This is a genomic window from Gemella sp. 27098_8_155 (assembly GCF_041433725.1).
Classification (GTDB): domain Bacteria; phylum Bacillota; class Bacilli; order Staphylococcales; family Gemellaceae; genus Gemella; species Gemella haemolysans_D.
Genome location: NZ_JAPWCA010000021.1, coordinates 1 through 18553, shown reverse-complemented (window position 1 = coordinate 18553; position 18553 = coordinate 1). Strand labels below are relative to the sequence as shown.

Below are 18553 nucleotides of genomic sequence, written 5' to 3'. Positions count from 1 at the left end.
TTACTTACTAGTATTTTCTACTATATTATCCCACTACTTTTTTTGAAATTCTATAATGGCACTAGTGATAAAGCTGGTTTCATTTTAATATTAGTTTATGGATTCACTTCATTTGCTATAACACTATTAATATCATATTTTATTCAAAAAACTATATTTATACCCGTATTAAGTACTATTCTAGCACTTCCTTTATTTTTCATTTTTAATTCGAGTGCTCTAGTTTTAATACTTATTATATTAGTTTTTTCATTTATAGCTTATGGTCTATCATCATTATTAAAATAATTAAGGAGCGTATATGACAATATTCAAACGTAATTTAATAATAGCAACAGGTATATATTTACTTTTTTATCTTACGCCTATTTTGGCTAATCCATTTATGGCATTAAATCTATTAGAAGCGGCTTTAGTTGGAATTTTAATTTTCGGTGGATTTTATTTAAGTTATATATTTATGTACACAAATAAAAGCAGACTCGATGAACGTACCAAAAGTACAATAATTACAATTTTAGTACTATTAATAGCATTACTGATATTTTTTAATCCTTTTAAATTCCCAACAGCATTCAATATTATTATAAATAAATACTTAGCAATTCTAATTCTTTTACTTGTATTAATATTTATAATAATACTAGCGAAGAAAATGGATAATTCTGTAATTGTAATTTTACTTTTTGCTCCGTCAATTATCCAAGGATTATTTATGAGACTTTCATATAAGGCAATGCTTTTCTACATTGCAAATCCTAACTTCAATCTATATTTAATAGCGGCTATTTTCATTGGATATTATATTTACAACAATAGGAAGTAATCAATTAAAAAGTAATAATTAATTGTTTAGATATCTCCAAATATCGAAAAAACTGATAACCTAGATCTTTATTTCTAGATTATCAGTTTATTATTTTATTAATTATCTATCTCTACCTTTAAAACTTTACCTGATACTGCATCAACAACAACATCATACTCTAATCCATTCGCACGTGCTTCAACCTCATAAACATATAATGGCATACCATTGTTTTGTGGTGCGTAATCATCTTCATACTCTGGTCTAACTTTAACAAAGTTAATGTTTTGCTCAGGAGTAGAAATAGCTTGTGCTACTATTGAACGTATTTCTTGTTGTGATTTTGCATTTTGTACATTTTGTTGAGTATTATTATTGTTATTATTTTGAACATTTGTTGATTGATTATCACTATTTGAACCATTGTTACTATTATTGTTATTAGCAGTATTATTATTTTGAGCCGTTTGGTTTCCTACATTCATTTTTACATTTGAGTAAGCCTCTTGAATTTTAGCTCTTTGCCCTTCTTCATACTTGTCATAAGCGTACGCTCCAACTCCACCTGTCACTACAACAGCTAAAGCTCCGATAATTAATGGTTTTAAAAAGTTTCTTTTTCTTTTAGTTTCTGACATTTTTCATTTCTCTCTTTTTTCTTTATATTTTTATTATACATTTCCTTTATGTATCTTAGATGAAGATTAAGATATTATTTTTTCTAGTCATCAATTTTCACTTTTAATACTTTTCCTGAAATGGCATCTACCACTACATCATACTCTAATCCGTTAGCTTTTGCTTCAACTTTATAAACATATAAAGATACTCCATTATTTTGAGGTGCATAATCATCCTCATATTTAGGTTTAATTTTTACAAAGTTAATATTTTGTTCTGATACTGATATTGTATCTGCTACAATTGAGCGGATTTCTTGTTGTGATTTAACATTTTGAGTATTTTGTTGTGCATTATTGTTCTGAGTATTATTATTTGAGCTATTATTTCCACTATTGTTATTGTCATTTGAATTAGTTTGATTTCCTGTATTCAACTTAATATTAGAGTAAGCATCTTGAATTTTAGTTCTTTGCGCAGTTTCATATTTATCATAAGCATAAGCTCCAACTCCGCTCGTTACCACTACAGCTAACGCTCCAATAATTAATGGTTTTAGAAAATTCCTCTTAGTTTTTTTAGGTTGTTCATTATATTGGTTGTCATATTGGTTGTCGTTTTCGATAGTTTCAACGTAAGTGCCTTCAATTGTTTCGATTTCGTTGTTATTAATATTTTTTGTCATTTTTAATTTACCTCTTTTTATTTATGTTCTTATTTTATATTTCTTTTATGAACGTTAAATGAAAATTTCATTTTTGTTCTTTTCTTTTGATGTTTTTATTATATCTTCGTTTTATGAATGCTAAATGAAGATTTCACTTTTATTCTTCTCTTAAGATATTTTTATTATATCTGTGTTTTATGAATCTTAAATGAAGATTCATATTAATATATAATTTTCTGTAAAATAAAAAAGGAGTGACTCAACAAAATCGATTTTTACATTACGATTTTCGAGTCACTTTCCCTCGTTTTTTAAAGATTCACTACAAATCTTGTTCCTTTTGGCTTATTATCTAAAACAGCTATTTTACCATCATGTAATTCTACTATTTTTTTCGTAATAGATAACCCTAACCCTGAAGAATTATCCTCTGTTGTAGTTCTAGATTTATCTACTTTATAAAATCTATCCCAAATATGTTTTTTCTCAGCATCACTTATTCCTATTCCATCATCAGCAACTTCAAGAATAATTCTATTCCTTTTAGCTAAACATACTGCTACTTCTGTTTCAGCATATTTTAAGGCGTTCGATATCAAATTATCTATCATCCTCATAATTAGCGCTTCATTAGCGTATACTTTGATATTTTCTTCTATATTTATAAATAACTTTATATTCTTATTATCAAATAATATTTTATAATCCTCTAGTGTAGATTTAATTTTATCAGATAATAAAAGCTCTTCTTTTGGAATCTCTAACCGACTATCTAATCTAGCTAATTCTAGTATTTGATTTATCATAGATGTCATTCTCTTACTCTGTCTTTCAATAACATCAAAGGATTCTTTCGCATCTTCTACAGAATCTGTATACTTAGCTCCATATTCACTTTCTGCCATTATTACAGAAATCGGCGTTCGAAGTTCATGCGATACATCTGAACTAAATTGACGTTCCCTTTTTGAGGAATTTTCTAATGTTTCTAACATTTCATTAAAAACTTTACCTAACTTATGCACTTCATCAGTACCATCTTCTATAGTGATTCTTTTACTAAGGTCATTACTTTTTGCAATAGTATCAGCAGTTTCAGTCATATCTCTAACCGGTTTTAATGAACTTCTAATAATTAAATATCCACCATACATTATAACTAATATAACGAATGGACTTCCTATACTCATGATTAGTGGCAATATCCAACCATTAATATTATTAGTAATTTGTACGACTCCTCTTACATATTTTCCATTTCCTAAACGGGCCGAACTTGTTTCCGAATCATAGTAAAGATATTTATTATGATTAACATCTTTATATTCAGAAATTACTCCTAGACTAAAATCATTAACTTTGAAATTTCTAGGTACAGAACCTGCAACAAGATTACCATCTTTATCATAAACTGATAAGGTTACTCCATCTTCATATGGGGTGAACTTATCAGATCCACTTGAAATTTCAGCCACCTCTTCTATCAATTTCTTTTCACTATTTTTTTCAACAACACTATCACTAACTAAAAATGTCCCAACTATCAGTGATCCTATTAATAAAACTATAAATGTTGTGTACCATAAAGTGATTTTAAAAGTCAGCGATACTTTTCTAAATGGAAATATTGATAATTTCTTAATTTTATTTAACAAAGTACCCTAACCCCCTTTTAGTGTAAATTATAGTCTTATCTGTACCATTATCTAATTTTTTTCTAATATTTTTTATAATAACATCTACTATATTAGAAGCCCCGTCATAATCATAATCCCAAACGTGGTTAAGAATTTGATCACGACTCAAGATACTTTCCTTATTTTTCATAAGGTATTCTAATACTTCATACTCCTTACCAGTTAAACCAATATTTTGACCATTTCTCAACACTTGTTTTTTCGAAATATCCAAAACAACATCATCAACTTGAATAACATTAGTTGCTAAACCATAGTTTCGTCTCATTAAAACTCTTATTCTAGCTAATAACTCATCAAACTCAAATGGTTTAACTATATAGTCATCAGCTCCGCTGTCAAGGCCGACAATTTTATCCGCTAATGTGTCTTTTGCTGTTAACATTATAACAGGTGTATTATTTTTACTCTCACGAAGTTTCGCTATAAACTCATAACCATCAACATTTGGCATCATTATATCAGTAATAATCAAATCGTACTCACTATAACTTACAAAATCTAAAGCTTCCCCGCCATCAAAACAACTATCTACGCTATAATTATTTTTCTTTAAGTGCTTAGTAATTATTCTATTCAAATCGCGTTCATCTTCAACAACAAGTATTTTCATAACAATCTCCTCGTACTAAATTCTACTATATTTTACTTAATTCATATGTAAATGTAAAGGTAGTGACTAAAAAATCGTGATTTAGGAGGAATCTGTTTTGCAGAGTCTCCACCTTTATAATTTAATTTACATTCTAAAACAAAAAAATGAATTTAAAATGAAAAAACGACCTAAATTAGTAATTTATAAAATCACATATCTAAGTCGCTTTCGTTACTTTTATTCACTTTCTTCTAAATTATAAAGTAATTCATATAATGCTTTTGCATCTAGTTTTTCTTTTTCTTCTTTGCTAATATCTCGAACTAATTCTCCTCGATGAAGAACTATTATTCTGTTCCCATATTTTACCGCATCTTGAATATTGTGAGTTATCATTAAAGCTGTTAATTTCTTCTCTTCAATTTTTTGTCGAGTAAGTTCCATTATTTTTTTCTGAGTTTTTGGATCTAGTGCCGCTGTATGTTCATCAAGAAGTAAAAGTTTTGGAGTAGTCATAGTTGCCATTAAAAGTGCTATAGCTTGACGTTGACCTCCAGATAATAGACCCATTTCACTATCTAATCTATCTTCAAGACCTAAGTCTAAAGTTGCTAATAACTTTTTAAATAGTTCTCTATCTTCTTTAGTAGTTCCAGGCTTAAATCCTCTCACTTTTCCTCGACGAAGTGCTAAAGACATATTTTGTGCAACAGTCATACGAGGAGCTGTTCCATCTAAAGGATTTTGGAAAACTCTGCTGATAAATCCTGCTCTCTTATGTTCCACTATACTACTTACATCTTTTCCTTCTATTAAAATCTCACCACCATCTAGTGAAAAAGAACCAGCTAGTGCATTAAGAAAAGTTGATTTCCCCGCTCCATTTCCACCAAGAATAGTGATAAAATCACCATCTTTAATTTCTAGACTAACATTTTTTAATGCATGTTGTTCTCTAATCGTACCTGGAAAGAACGTTTTATCTATTTTATTAATTTTTATAAATGACATGATCTATACATCCTTTCTCTTAGCTTTTAATTTTAATTGAGGTAGTGTTAAGAATATAGCAATAACTAGTGCTGAAACTAATTTAAAATCATTAGCTCCAATAATATTTAATTTTAACACTCCAACTAGTAATAATCTATAAATAATCGCTCCACAAATGACACATATTAATCTTGTTGTAAAAGTTACATCCTTAAAGATTACTTCTCCTATAATAATAGCTGCTAAAGCTACAACTATAACTCCAATTCCACTATTAACATCTGAATAACCATTATTTTGTGCTAAAATCGCACCAGCTAAAGAAATTATTCCATTAGCAAGCATTAATCCTAAAATCGTCATCGATTTAGTAGAAATACCTAAAGCTGTTGCCATCTTTTCATTATCTCCTGTTGCAATTAAACTCTGACCTAATTCTGTTGAAAAGAATAAAGACATAGCTAAGATAATTAATCCAGAAAGAATAATTCCAACAAGTACAGTATCATAATGAGTTGGTAAGTTTAACCCCTGAATTTTACTAAAAATCGTATCTTTATTGATTAAACTTAAATTTGGTCTTCCCATAATTCTAAGATTCACTGATAATAATGCAGTCATTGTTAGAATCCCTGCAAGTAAACTTGGTATTTTACAAACAGTAATTAAAAATCCTGTTACAAGTCCTGCTAACATTCCTGCTACTATAGAAATTAATGTAGCAATAATGGGATTAATTCCATTATGTATACAGATTACGCATACCGCAGCTCCTAATGGATACGCACCCTCAGTAGTCATATCTGCAATATTTAATACTCTAAAGCTAATAAATAATCCAAGCGATAATATTCCCCACAACATTCCTTGTGAAATCGCTGAAATAAATAAATCCATTTTACACCTCTTTTTTTATTTTTCCCCTAAATTGATATTATATAATTTAGAGCGACTCATAAACAACTATTTATAATATCGATTTTATGAGCCGCTCCTTTAATATATTTACTTCCTAAAATAGTTTGTTAATAATATAATATCAATAATGTTATTTTTTATCTACTACTTTTGCTTTATCTTTAATTTCTTTTGGAATTTCGATTCCTAATTGTTTTGCTTTTGCTTCATTTAAGTAAATTACACCCTCATTAGCAAGTACGATTGGCATATCTTTAGTATCTGCACCTTTTAATACTTTAGCAACAACTTTTGCTGTTTCAACACCGATTTGATATTGGTCAACACCTAGTCCTAAAAGTCCTCCATCAGCTACCATTGTATCTGCAGATGGGAATACTGGAATTTTCTTAGCGTCTGTTACTTTTACTACTGTTGCCATTGCACTAGCGATTGTGTTATCGATTGGTACAAAAATTGCATCAGTTTGTGAAGCAAGGCTTTCTGTTACTTGTTGAATATCATTTGTATTCGCTACTGTTGATACTTTAACTTCTAATCCTAATTCTTTAGCTAATTTTTCAGCTTCTTGAGCTTGTTTTACAGAGTTATCTTCACTTGCTGTGTAAAGAATACCAACTTTTTTCATGTTAGGTAATACTTTTTTCATGATTTCAAGTTGTTGTTTAATTGGAGTTCTATCACTAACACCAGTAATGTTGTTTCCTGGTTTATCTTCAGCTTTAATTAATCCTGCTTCAACTGGATAAGTAATACCACCCATAATGATTGGTTTATCTTTAGTTGCGTTTGATAGAGATAAAGTAGCTGGTGTTGTAATACCTACTAAAATATCGTTGTTATCTGTTACTAATTTTTGACCCATACTCGCTAAGTTACTTTGATCACCTTGAGCATTTTGAAGATCAATTTTTAAATTCTTGCCAACTTCATATCCTTCTTTTTTAAGTCCATCTTCTAAACCTTTATAAATTTGATCAAGAGCTGGGTGACTAAGTAATTGAAGTACCCCTACTTTTACCTCTTTATTATCAACTTTTTTAGTATCTTCACCTTTCTTACTAGAGAAGTAACCATAACCTAATACACAAACTAATAATACCGCAAATGCTACAAAAATTTTATTTATTTTCATTTTAATAATCTCCTTTTTTACTTTAATAATATTTTTTGTAATCAAAATTTAGAAGCGTATCTATAGAAAAAGACCACTAGCATAATATCTAGTGGTCCCTCGACATTTTTTTAATATAAAAAACCACCTAGATATTTCTATGTGGTCTCATTTTTTTCATCACAAATAATCCACATAGATACTTACTTCTCACCTGAGAGTCGTATCTATGTTAAAAAGAAACAAGATCGACTCAGTATCTAGTGGCTTTGCCAACGAATATTTAATTGTAGCGTGTCAACTTGATACAGTTTCATAAATCTTTTTTCTCCTTTACGTTTAATTCTTGTTTACATTATAGCAACAGTTTTTTTTATTGTCAAGATATTTTTCAAAAAAAATTAAAAGATTCTGACAATTTATCTAAAATTATTAATACCTTTGAATTTTTAGCTTGTAAAGAAAATAGTAAATACGAATATTTTCAAAAAAATATTAAAAAGATATTAATGGTGTTTTATGTATATTTGCTGTACTATAAAAACTAAGGTATTTTCTTAATTATTTTTGAAACTTATGAAAATAATTCGTTTTCATAGTTAAAATATATATATTTAAATATTAATACACATATATAATCTTTTAGTTCCTGTTATACCATCATTTATTATTAATTATAATAAATAGTATTTTTCATGAAAATAAAATTGAAAATATATAATTTTCATGAAAATTTGCACTTGAAAATAGATTTGCTGAGGAGTATTATATATATATGTTATTAAAAAATAAAAAAGTAAGTTAGGAGAATTTTTATGGATAGCCAGATAGCTATAGAAGAAAAAGACAAATTATTTAATAAAGGATTTATAACAATTACTACAATTAATTTTATCGTATTTTTAATTTACTACTGTTTCGTAGTTATTACAGCAAAATACGCAACATCTCAACTAGGTGCTACTGCTGCTCAAGCAGGATTCGCCGCTGGTATTTATATTATCGGTACACTTATTGCCAGACTTTATATTGGGAAAAAATTAGAAATTGTTGGTCGTAAACAAATTTTACGTTTTGGAGCATTAATCTATTTAATCACAACAGCAGCTTACCTAATTTCATCTAACATTGTTATTTTAGATACTGTTCGTTTCTTAAATGGATTTGCTTATGGAACTATCTCAACTGCAGCTAATGCAATAGTTACAACTTATATTCCTAAATCTCGTAACGGTGAAGGTATCAACTACTACGGATTAAGTACAAGTTTAGCAGCTGCAATCGGACCATTTATCGGTATGTTATTACTTCCTATTACAGGATTTAATGCAGTTATTATTTTAGCAATCGTATTATCTGTAGCAGTTACAATTGCTTGTTTCTTATTCCCAGTTCAAAATATTGAATTAGACGAAAAACAAAAAGAATTACTAAACAGCTGGGCTTTAAATACATTTATTGAATACAAAGTATTATTCATCTCTACTGTAGCATTCCTAGTTGGTTTAGCTTACTCTAGTGTATTAGGATTCTTATCTATCTATGCTGATAGCTTAAACTTATCTACTGCTGGGGCATTCTTCTTTGTAGTATATGCTCTTATCGTTACAGTTACTCGTCCATTCGCAGGACGCGTATTTGATGCACGTGGTGAAAATGCAGTTATGTATCCAAGTTTTGTATTCTTAACATTAGGATTATTAATGTTAAGTTTCACAAACGGTAGCTTCATGTTATTATTCTCTGGTGCTTTAATCGGTTTAGGATATGGAACATTCATGTCAAATGGACAAGCAGTTTGTTTAAAACTTGTTGATTCTACTAAAGTAGGTATTGCATTATCTACATACTTCATTGGATTAGACCTTGGTCTTGGATTTGGACCATATGCACTAGGTACAGTTCAAGGAATCTTATCATACAGAGGAATTTACATCCTTTGTGCAATAGTAACAATTGGAGTAACTGTTCTTTACGCTATGTTCTACAAAGGTAAAGAAGTACCAGTGCTAAAAACTAAAACTAGTCGATAGTAATATTAAAAACTTTAAAAAGTAGCCCTCAATTAAGGGCTACTTTTTTTATAGATATTTATTATTGATAACAAAAGGGAGTGACTCAAAAATCGTGATTTCGTAGAAATCGATTTTGTCGAGTCACCCCCGAACAGTTTATTAGATATCTAAAGAGCTTTTACAAGGCGAATTTAGATATCAATAAACCACTGCGTCTATATATTATCATATGAACTTTGTTAAATTTTAAGACTTTTGAGTCAACCTCTTTTATTTTTCTGGATAACGTCTTGCGACATCAACTAACTTATCTTTTATAATCTTTTTAGGATCTTCATTAAGATGATAACACATTGCAAGAGCATAAATTAGTACGTCTGCCAGTTCATCTTTTATCTCTTGTATATCATCTCCTTCTTCGCTCCATTGAAAATGTTCTAGTAATTCTGCCGCTTCTATCGATATACTTTTAGAAAATCTTTCTAAAGTATCATACTCTCCCCAACCTCTTTTTTCTCTAAACTCAGTTATTATAGTTTTTAACTCTCCATCTTTTTACCTTTAAATTAGGCTGTTATTTATTAAATTATTATATAAATTGTAAAATTCCACTAAACTTAGAGTTTCACTTCGTCTTCCAGGTTCAATATCACTGTCTACACAAGCATTTTGCAGATCTTGTTTCTTATCTTTACCATAACTTGAAATCAAATTATTAAGTAAAGTTTTTCTACGTTGAACGAAACATGAACGCACGAATTTAAAGAATTTGGCATCAGTCTCAAATTCGCGAGTTTCTTTTGTCATAATTTTTACAACAGCACTCTCAACATTTGGTACAGGTACAAATACTTTCTTCGGTACAGTAAATAAATACTCAACATCTGTATAGTAATTTAATAAAATTGTTAATGAGTTATAATCTTTTGTTCCTACTTTCGCATTTAATCTATTCGCAACTTCTTTTTGCATCATAACTGCATAACCATCAATCTTTTCAGTGTTCTCAATTAAATGAGTCAAAATTGGTGTAGTAATATAGTACGGTAAGTTAGCTACTACCATAATTTTTTCACAATCTGACATCTTTTCAGCGATTATTTTATCAACATCGACTTTTAAGATATCATTATTAATAATCTCGACATTCGGATAGTCTGCAAGCGTCTCAGACAAAATCGGTAAAAGTCTACCATCAATTTCAAACGAAATTACTTTTTTGGCTTTTTTTGCTAATGCTTCTGTAAGAGAACCTATCCCAGGCCCGATTTCTATTACTCCTACATTTCCATTTACTCCAGCTCCATCAACGATTCTATTTAAGATATTCGCATCTATCAAGAAGTTTTGTCCTAAACTCTTCTTAAATGTGAATCCGTGTTTTTTTAGTATTTCAAAAGTTTTCTTAGGTGTTCCTATCATTATTTCAATCCTTTACTTATTTTTTCCATCTCATCTAATAAACGTTCTTTAGAAATATTATACATATTAAGTTTATTTAGTAGTTGTTTTGCATTAGTGTAACCTATATTTAATCTTTCACAAAGTTCTTCTCTTAGGACTTTTGACGTGGTTCCTCCTACCAAACCTAACTCTATCAATATTTCATTACTTATATCATTTTTCACCTCATCCATCGGTGTATAATGATTTTTAATAGCGGCTATAATATCTTCTTTGCTCGCAGCTTCTATTCCAATTTTCCCTTTACTATCAACAGCCTTTTTATTTGATATATATGCATGTTTTGCCGTAGGGATATTTTTTTCTATTATACTTCTAATTCTTTTTCCCGCATAATCAGGATCTGTTAAAACTATTAATCCTCTTGTTTTTTCTAAAAAGATTAATCGTTCTATTTTTTTCTTAGTAAGGGCAGAGCCATTAGTTTCAAATGTATCGCAATCTATTGCTTCTTTAACCCTATTGGTATCATCTCTTCCTTCTACTACTATTATTTCTTTAATTTTCATTTTATTATCCTTTTAAAAATTTATCAGTCTATTATAACATATTTAGACAAATTTTGCTCATGCTAGCATGAATATTTCAAATAGTTGTATAGTTCATGTGTGATTTCATGGTGAACTGTATACTTATAGACTCCACAAAGAAATTTCTTTTTTAATTCAAATTTCTCTTTAAGCTTAATTTTTTCTAGTGCTTTTCCTTTTTTACACACTAGTATTTCCCAATGTTTTTCAAACTTAACTAAGTAACAATCATAAGTCTTATCTTTTCCATATTCTCCCAAAAAATATAGAAATCCAACAAGGTCAAATAGCATATGCCACCACTTTACTGTTTTTCTTCTTTCTAACAAATAAACTTTCTCACTCTTAATAAGATAATTATATAATTCTTCCATAACTCCCACCTCTTTATAGTCATTATAACACAAAAAATCCTTTGCAGAAAACTCTGCAAAGGAATGTTTATTAGTGTATATCTTTTTTCTTAAAGTTAGCTCCACTTACTTCACTAACTGTTCCAATCGATAGAAAGGCATTTTTATCGTTCCTAAAGACTATTTTTTTTAGTTTTGATTCTTCAATACGTGTAATTACACAAAAGATAATTTTTGTTTCTTGACCTGAATAACCACCCTCACCATGTAATAGAGTCACTCCACGACCAAGTCTATCTTGAATTTCTTGACTTATTACTTGGTAATTACTAGTAATTACCATAACAGATTTAGAATCATTAAGTCCCTCAATAACGATATCCATAACTTTAGATGCGATGAAATAACTTATCATAGAATATAATGCTGCTTCCCATGTGAAAACAAATCCAGATGCGATAAAGATAACAACATTTATTCCAAGAACCATTTCACCTACAGAAATCGGTAATTTTTTTGTAGCATAGATTGAGAACATCTCACTACCATCTAATGTACCACCATTTCTGATAACTAGCCCTACTCCAATTCCAAGTATAATTCCTCCGAATATACAAGCTAAAAATGGATCCGTAACTAGTGGTGGAATGCTTTGGAAGTATGATGTAGCTGCAGAAAGAATAACAATACCAAAAATAGATGCTATAGAAAATCCTTTACCAATCTGTTTATATCCTAAATATAAGAATGGAATATTTAAAAGAAAGATAAATAATCCAAGTGGTAATCCTAAATAATGGCGAGCAATAATAGATACCCCAATCACTCCTCCATCTAGGATATTATTAGGAATTAAGAAAAATTCTAATCCTGCCGCAAAGATCAACGATCCTATAACTATACTAATATATTTCTTTAAAAATTCTAATCTACTATCCATTGAATCTCCTTTTTATTTTATTTTTTGACAAATAGGACAAAAATGACTCGAACGACCTTTTATTGTAACATTTTCAACATCATGGCCTAATGGACAAACCTTCTTACCATAAATCTGGTGGAAATTCTGCATATTTCCTTCTCCACCATCAGCATGTACATAATCTGAAATTGTAGATCCACCTTCTTTTATCGCTAAATCGAGAATATCAACTAACTCCTTAAATAAACTTTCCTTCTTCTTTTTAGAAAGTTCACTCGCTTTAGTTAAAGGGTGTATTTTTTGACGATACAATACTTCACAATCATAAATATTCCCGCATCCACAAAATACATTCCCTTCCAATAGCAATGCTTTAATAGGTTGATCTTTATATTTATTTTCATCTAATTTATCTAGAAAATACTTTTTAGCTTTTTTATCAAACGGTTCTGGAGCGAGATTAACAAAAGGTTTAAATTTCGTTACATCTTCTATATATCTAAGTTCACCAAATCTTCTAATATCACTGTAGACTAATTTTTCACCAGTCGATAATTCGAAAATCACATGTTGATGTTTGAAGTAGTTTTTATTAGTAATTTCTTCTATATCTTTTACTACAAAAAATGCTCCCGTCATTCCAAAATGTGTGATAATATATCCTTCATTTAATGTAAAATATAAGTATTTCCCTCTTCTAGATAATTTCTCTATAGTTTTACCTTTTACATTCTCCGAAAAAAAATTTATATCTTGCTTCACTATCGCCATTTTATTCAATTTATGACTTTCTGTTACAACATTTGAATATTTTACATCTAGAATTTGCTTATTTATTACTACTTCTTCAAGTCCAAATTTTATATTCTCTACCTCAGGTAATTCTGGCATAATATACTCCTATTTTTATACTTACTTTTTTTATTTTAATATAAATATTTGAAAATATCAAAAATTTCCCACTTTTATTTTCTAATTTTCAATATTTATCTCCAATTTTCACCTTTATTATGGCAACAAATTGAAATTTGTAGTATAATAAAAAAGTTATAATGTTATAGAAGGGATTATATTAAATGAAAGAAAGAATATCTAGAAGAGATAGAATCAGTTCTGGATCAAGAAATGATAAACACTCTCCTAAAAAAAGAGGATTTAAAAAAATAATATTTACAGTTCTAGCATTGCTGTTTTTAGGAACAGGAGCTTTTGCCGCGTATACGTTTTTCAACTTCTATAATTCAACTCACAAAGGATATAAAAAAGTTGATTACTTAAAAGAAGTTGATCCTAACTTTAAGAAATTTTCAGTATTAATTTTAGGAATAGATATGAATGATGACCGTAAAGCTCAAGGTCAAACTCGTGAAGACAGTAGAACAGACTCAATGATTCTAGCAACTGTTAACAAAGATAAAAAACGTATGGATATGGTTAGTATTCCTCGTGACTCGCTTGCTTTGATGCGTGAAAAGAATGACGAGAACAATGATAGTGCATACTTCTATGATAAGATTACACATGCTCATGCTTATAATGATGTAAAAGGAACAACAAACGCAGTAGAAAACTTATTAAATACACCTATTAACTTCTACGTATTAATAAACTTCAAGGCTTTTGAGCAAACTGTTGATGCCTTCGGTGGAATTGATTTATATGTACCATTCGATATGGATGAACAAAATGCTAATGGTGAAGAAAACACTGTTAAACTAACAAAAGGATGGCACACTCTAAACGGTGAACAAGCTCTTGCTTTTGCTCGTAGTAGATATTACGATAGTGATATCGAACGTGGTCAACGTCAACTTCAAGCTATTCACGCTCTTATCGATAAAGCGAAAAGTTTAAATGCTTTAACTAAAATCAATGATGTAATTAATATTGCAGGTGATAATGTAGAACATAACCTATCAACGACAGAAATCTCTTCAGCGATAAAAATGTTCTTTAATGATGATATTAAAATCGTTTCACACAGAATCGATGGATATGATGTAATGTACAACGGCGTATATTACTACTATCCTCGTCCACTATCTCTATTATACGCATCATCAGCGTTAAGAGATAATTTAGATTTACCATTACCAAAATCAAAAGATTTACTAAATATATATTACCAAGGTCACATAAATATTGGATTAAAAGAATATAGAATAACTGATTTATTACCTAAAACTATATATCCAGAAGTTTCACTTACAATAATGTCACCTGGAGATTTACTAATCAACCTTCCAGAACAACTTTCTAAAGAAGATCTGAAAAAAGATATTACAGTAAGTAACGAAAATAGACCAGATGAAAATGGTAATACTGAAAACAATGCTAACAATAGCAATGAACAGCAAAATACTACAACTGGTATCGGTACTACAAATACCCATCAAAATACTGGAGTTAATAATAATCAATAATAATTAATATCCCATCAAAAACTATTTTTGATGGGATATTAATTATTTATTTGAAAATTTTACATTTACAGTTCCAGTATTTGAAGATGTGAATAATTGTTTCTTTTTATTTGAGCTATTTGTAAAATTTGATTCTTCATCACTTAATTCAGCTATAATATCACCTTTTATTGACTTAAGAGTAATAGAATTATTTGCAGTAAGATTACTTAAAATAATATTACCAGTAGTTGTTTTTAAGTTAATATTATCTGAACTTTCACTAGGAAGATTACTTACCTTAATATTTCCTAGTTTATTAGTTATATTAATATCTTTTATTGTTGATGATGACAAATCTGTATCTCCTATTTTATTATCAACACTAATATCTTTTAAATCATTAATATTATTTAATTTAACATTTCCTGTAGCAACATTAATTTTTAGAGAATTATTTTTACTATTTAAGTTATCTATATTTAAATTTCCAGTTGCTAATTTAATGTCAGCATCTGAAGCTGAAATATTAGTTACATATACATCACCTAGTTCACTATTAATTATAAGAGATTTAATATCTAGATTCTTGATAAAATAATCTCCTATTTTATTAACTGAATTGATATCGATATTAGAAGATTTAGGTATTTTTATAATAAGTTTTCTTTTTTCAGTAAAGAAATTAAAATTAATACTCACAATATTTTTATTTTCTTTTATAGATAACTTATTTCCTATGTGCTCTATATTAACTTTACGTTCTAAAGTAGTATAGTATTCTATTTCTATATTTTTAGAAGCAGTATTCTCTTCTATGGTTACATCAGAATCAATAATATCTAAATCTAAATTTTTAACATCATTAATTGAGATAGTATAATTCTTTTTCTCGAAATTAGAAGAAAATCTAGGTATATGACCATTATTTAAGTAAGTTGCTAATCCTATCAATACTAATCCAAAAATTATAAAACCAATAGAAATTTTTATAAATTTATTCATTTATATACACCTCTTTTTTGAAAATCTTCACAAAAATTGTTCTGATGTTTATACCATTTTGACGTGATTTTTTATATATTTTTATCAACCAGTAAATACCAATTAAACCAGCCCCTGAAATAACAAATCCAAATCCTAAAGTATCTAAGAAATACGAAATATTTCTTTCGTAAATAAGATAAAATGGGGATTTTAATATCAATAAGATTCCACCAATGAAAATAGCTATAATAGAAAGTACAATACTAAATATTATAGACAGAATAACTATAAAAAGACTAGCGACTAGAGAAAATATAGTTATCCAAGCAGGAAATAATAATACGGTAATAATAAAGCCGAGCTCTGTAGGGATTTTTCGTGGTATAAACCTCCATACTAGTTTTGTTTGTTTTTTTCCAATATTATGTTCATCTAAAATTTGATCAACGATGATATTAATATCCCCTAATTGTGATACAGCTTCTTCTTCACTTAAGCCCTCATCAATACGATCATCAATCATTTCTTCGAAAAAATTAAGTGTTTTATACATCTCTTTTTGCGATAAATATGGTTTTAATTTATTTCCCAAAAGAGCGCAGAACTGTGTCTTATTCATGTTTTTCATCTCCTAATATATATTTATGTGCATTACTTATTACTTTCCAGTCGATAAGAAATTCCTGAATTTTATTGAGACCAACATCTGTAATTTTATAATATTTTCTTAGTCTACTATTATGTTCTACCGAATATGAGGTAACACAATCGTTTGCTTCCAAGCGTTTTAAGATTGGATATAACGTTGATTCCGATATAGGAATTACATTTGAAACATCTTTTATAATTTTATACCCATATGATTCAGAATTACGTAAAGTAGCAAGAACACATATTTCCAATAAACCTCTTTTTAATTGAGCTTCCATACAAATATCTCCTTTCACATAATACTATACATTGCATAGTATAATTTGTCAAGTAGTATAATGAGAAATATATTCTAATTATTGACATTTTATTTATAATACATCATAATTAATATAGTAAATTCAGCAAATTATAAATTACAAAGGAGGTACTATGGCGAAAAAATTTATTACAATCAAAGAAGATTCATACGATGAATTTGTAGAGAAAAAATCTACATTCATTACTCATCTTATAAGAATTAATAGCGAAGAAGAAGCCCGAGAGTTTATTCAAAAAATGAAGAAAAAACACTACGATGCTACACATGTTTGCTCATGTTATGTAGTTGGTGATAATAACGAAATAACTCGTGCTAATGATGATGGAGAACCTAGTGGAACTGCTGGCGCTCCAATGCTAGACGTACTAGTAAAGAACGAAATTAAAAATGTCTGTGCCACAGTAATAAGATACTACGGTGGAACTAAACTAGGAACTGGTGGTTTAGTTCGTACATATGGTGGTGGAGTAATTAACGCGCTAAAAAATGCAATATTGGTAGAAAGAAAAGATGCTTTTGAAGTTAGATTAGAATTAGATTATAGTCTAAACGGAAAAATAGAATATGAAATTGGAAAAACTAATTTCATCGTGAACAACTTAGAATACACTGACAAAATCATTTATACAATTTATGTAATGCAAGAAGACTACAATAACTTTGAAAATTGGATTGCTAACCTAACTAACGGTCAATTCAAAATTCTATCTTCAAAAGAAAAACAACTTGAATTCGATATTAAATAAAGCTAAGAAGGAATCAGAAACCATATTAAACAGTCTCTTATTCCTTCTTAGCTTATTTTTTATTTTTTTTCAAAAATTCTTCTATCCACTCTTTTAAATCAGAGATACCCTTCTCTACTATTTTTTCTTTATTATTGAATGCTAAATCAAGGCCCTCTACTCTTATAACTTTAACTTTGTCTATTCCTAGGATGCTAAATACTCCTCGTACATATTGAACTGCAAAGTCTAAATTAGTATATTGGATATGCTTATCAAATTCTCCACCACTAGTTATGACAAAGGTTATTTGTTTATTAGAATCATCTAGTCCTATTAAAGACTCTACCTCACATTTAAAAGTTTCATCTACTATCATTATATTATCAATATAATCTTTAAACTTTGATACTACGTTAAAATTATGAAGCGGCATATAAATAAATACTGCTTCCGCACTCTTCCATTGTTCTAATAATTCCTTTTGTCTAATTTTATCCTGTTGTTCTTTTTTTGTTAATTGTACTCCCTCATAATTAAACATAAACTTATCCATCACCGGGATGTGAGTACTCGGATCATATAAATTTATCTTTTCGATATCTTCTAATCCTTCTTCTATTAATTTCTCTTCACCGATTTTTGCTAAAATATTAGAAATCCTATGCTTTCCATCAAAATCTGGGTGACACATAATCTGTAAAATTTTCATCATTTCACCTCATAAAATAATACAATATAAAAAATAGGGAGTGACTCAAAAATCGTG

21 protein-coding genes are annotated in these 18553 nt (G+C 28.8%); 4 read left to right on the top strand and 17 right to left on the bottom strand.

Annotated elements, in window-relative coordinates; genetic code table 11:
* Positions 1-301: 301 nt before the first annotated feature.
* Complete coding sequence (locus tag O5Y44_RS07815; protein ID WP_204643747.1) at positions 302-826, top strand: hypothetical protein; 525 nt, start codon at positions 302-304, stop codon at positions 824-826.
* Between the two features lie 98 nt (positions 827-924).
* Here O5Y44_RS07815 and O5Y44_RS07810 read toward each other — a convergent pair whose 3' ends face one another.
* From O5Y44_RS07810 to trpX, 7 genes are all read right to left on the bottom strand, one after another.
* Positions 925-1446, bottom strand: a complete 522-nt coding sequence (locus tag O5Y44_RS07810) for a PepSY domain-containing protein (protein WP_271965959.1) — start codon at positions 1444-1446, stop codon at positions 925-927.
* Positions 1447-1529: 83 nt separating this feature from the next.
* On the bottom strand, positions 1530-2114 hold the full coding sequence (locus tag O5Y44_RS07805) for a PepSY domain-containing protein (protein WP_271965960.1): 585 nt from the start codon (positions 2112-2114) through the stop codon (positions 1530-1532).
* A gap of 293 nt (positions 2115-2407) precedes the next feature.
* A complete protein-coding gene (locus tag O5Y44_RS07800) occupies positions 2408-3751 on the bottom strand; it encodes a sensor histidine kinase (RefSeq protein WP_371465889.1) in 1344 nt (447 codons plus the stop codon).
* A complete protein-coding gene (locus O5Y44_RS07795; RefSeq protein ID WP_271965962.1) occupies positions 3741-4406 on the bottom strand; it encodes a response regulator transcription factor in 666 nt (221 codons plus the stop codon). The genes O5Y44_RS07800 and O5Y44_RS07795 overlap by 11 nt, the downstream gene beginning before the upstream one ends.
* Before the next feature lie 219 nt (positions 4407-4625).
* On the bottom strand, positions 4626-5399 hold the full coding sequence (locus O5Y44_RS07790) for an ABC transporter ATP-binding protein (protein WP_271965964.1): 774 nt from the start codon (positions 5397-5399) through the stop codon (positions 4626-4628).
* Positions 5400-5402: 3 nt separating this feature from the next.
* Positions 5403-6278: an ABC transporter permease gene (locus O5Y44_RS07785; protein ID WP_271965965.1), complete on the bottom strand. Its 876-nt coding sequence runs from the start codon at positions 6276-6278 to the stop codon at positions 5403-5405.
* A gap of 151 nt (positions 6279-6429) precedes the next feature.
* Positions 6430-7434 (bottom strand): tryptophan ABC transporter substrate-binding protein, encoded by a 1005-nt coding sequence (gene trpX / locus O5Y44_RS07780; protein ID WP_003147243.1) that lies wholly within the window; start codon positions 7432-7434, stop codon positions 6430-6432.
* 794 nt (positions 7435-8228) lie between these two features.
* Between trpX and O5Y44_RS07775 the strand changes: the two genes are divergently transcribed.
* On the top strand, positions 8229-9446 hold the full coding sequence (locus tag O5Y44_RS07775) for an MFS transporter (RefSeq protein ID WP_271965967.1): 1218 nt from the start codon (positions 8229-8231) through the stop codon (positions 9444-9446).
* A 252-nt stretch (positions 9447-9698) separates the two neighbouring features.
* Here the strand turns inward: O5Y44_RS07775 and O5Y44_RS07770 are convergent, their stop codons facing one another.
* The 6 genes from O5Y44_RS07770 to mutM form a co-directional block, all read right to left on the bottom strand.
* Positions 9699-9887 carry a MazG-like family protein gene (locus tag O5Y44_RS07770; protein ID WP_371465893.1) on the bottom strand — a complete coding sequence of 63 codons (189 nt, stop codon included), beginning with the start codon at positions 9885-9887 and terminating at the stop codon, positions 9699-9701.
* Between the two features lie 102 nt (positions 9888-9989).
* Positions 9990-10850, bottom strand: a complete 861-nt coding sequence (gene rsmA, locus O5Y44_RS07765) for a 16S rRNA (adenine(1518)-N(6)/adenine(1519)-N(6))-dimethyltransferase RsmA (RefSeq protein ID WP_371465887.1) — start codon at positions 10848-10850, stop codon at positions 9990-9992.
* Entirely contained in the window at positions 10850-11401 is a 552-nt protein-coding gene (gene rnmV / locus O5Y44_RS07760) for a ribonuclease M5 (RefSeq protein ID WP_271965970.1), read from the bottom strand. The genes rsmA and rnmV overlap by 1 nt, the downstream gene beginning before the upstream one ends.
* A gap of 62 nt (positions 11402-11463) precedes the next feature.
* Positions 11464-11796, bottom strand: coding sequence for a hypothetical protein (locus O5Y44_RS07755; RefSeq protein WP_371465886.1), 333 nt, complete (start codon positions 11794-11796; stop codon positions 11464-11466).
* Positions 11797-11866: 70 nt separating this feature from the next.
* Complete coding sequence (locus O5Y44_RS07750; RefSeq protein WP_271965972.1) at positions 11867-12715, bottom strand: YitT family protein; 849 nt, start codon at positions 12713-12715, stop codon at positions 11867-11869.
* Positions 12716-12727: 12 nt separating this feature from the next.
* The gene (gene mutM / locus O5Y44_RS07745) at positions 12728-13588 is read right to left on the bottom strand and encodes a bifunctional DNA-formamidopyrimidine glycosylase/DNA-(apurinic or apyrimidinic site) lyase (RefSeq protein WP_371465885.1); all 861 of its coding nucleotides are present in this window, start codon (positions 13586-13588) and stop codon (positions 12728-12730) included.
* Between the two features lie 185 nt (positions 13589-13773).
* Between mutM and O5Y44_RS07740 the strand changes: the two genes are divergently transcribed.
* Entirely contained in the window at positions 13774-15120 is a 1347-nt protein-coding gene (locus tag O5Y44_RS07740; RefSeq protein ID WP_371465884.1) for an LCP family protein, read from the top strand.
* A gap of 42 nt (positions 15121-15162) precedes the next feature.
* Here O5Y44_RS07740 and O5Y44_RS07735 read toward each other — a convergent pair whose 3' ends face one another.
* From O5Y44_RS07735 to O5Y44_RS07725, 3 genes are read right to left on the bottom strand one after another with little or no spacing between them, the layout of a single operon-like run.
* Complete coding sequence (locus O5Y44_RS07735) at positions 15163-16104, bottom strand: DUF4097 family beta strand repeat-containing protein (RefSeq protein WP_371465883.1); 942 nt, start codon at positions 16102-16104, stop codon at positions 15163-15165.
* Complete coding sequence (locus tag O5Y44_RS07730; RefSeq protein WP_371465882.1) at positions 16097-16705, bottom strand: DUF1700 domain-containing protein; 609 nt, start codon at positions 16703-16705, stop codon at positions 16097-16099. The genes O5Y44_RS07735 and O5Y44_RS07730 overlap by 8 nt, the downstream gene beginning before the upstream one ends.
* Positions 16698-17015 carry a PadR family transcriptional regulator gene (locus O5Y44_RS07725; protein ID WP_040464235.1) on the bottom strand — a complete coding sequence of 106 codons (318 nt, stop codon included), beginning with the start codon at positions 17013-17015 and terminating at the stop codon, positions 16698-16700. The genes O5Y44_RS07730 and O5Y44_RS07725 overlap by 8 nt, the downstream gene beginning before the upstream one ends.
* Before the next feature lie 154 nt (positions 17016-17169).
* On the opposite strand from O5Y44_RS07725, the gene O5Y44_RS07720 reads away from it, so the two are divergent.
* Positions 17170-17805 (top strand): YigZ family protein, encoded by a 636-nt coding sequence (locus O5Y44_RS07720; protein ID WP_371465881.1) that lies wholly within the window; start codon positions 17170-17172, stop codon positions 17803-17805.
* 52 nt (positions 17806-17857) lie between these two features.
* On the opposite strand, the gene O5Y44_RS07715 is transcribed toward O5Y44_RS07720, so the two are convergent.
* On the bottom strand, positions 17858-18499 hold the full coding sequence (locus O5Y44_RS07715; protein WP_371465880.1) for an NAD(P)H-dependent oxidoreductase: 642 nt from the start codon (positions 18497-18499) through the stop codon (positions 17858-17860).
* Between the last annotated feature and the right edge of the window lie 54 nt (positions 18500-18553).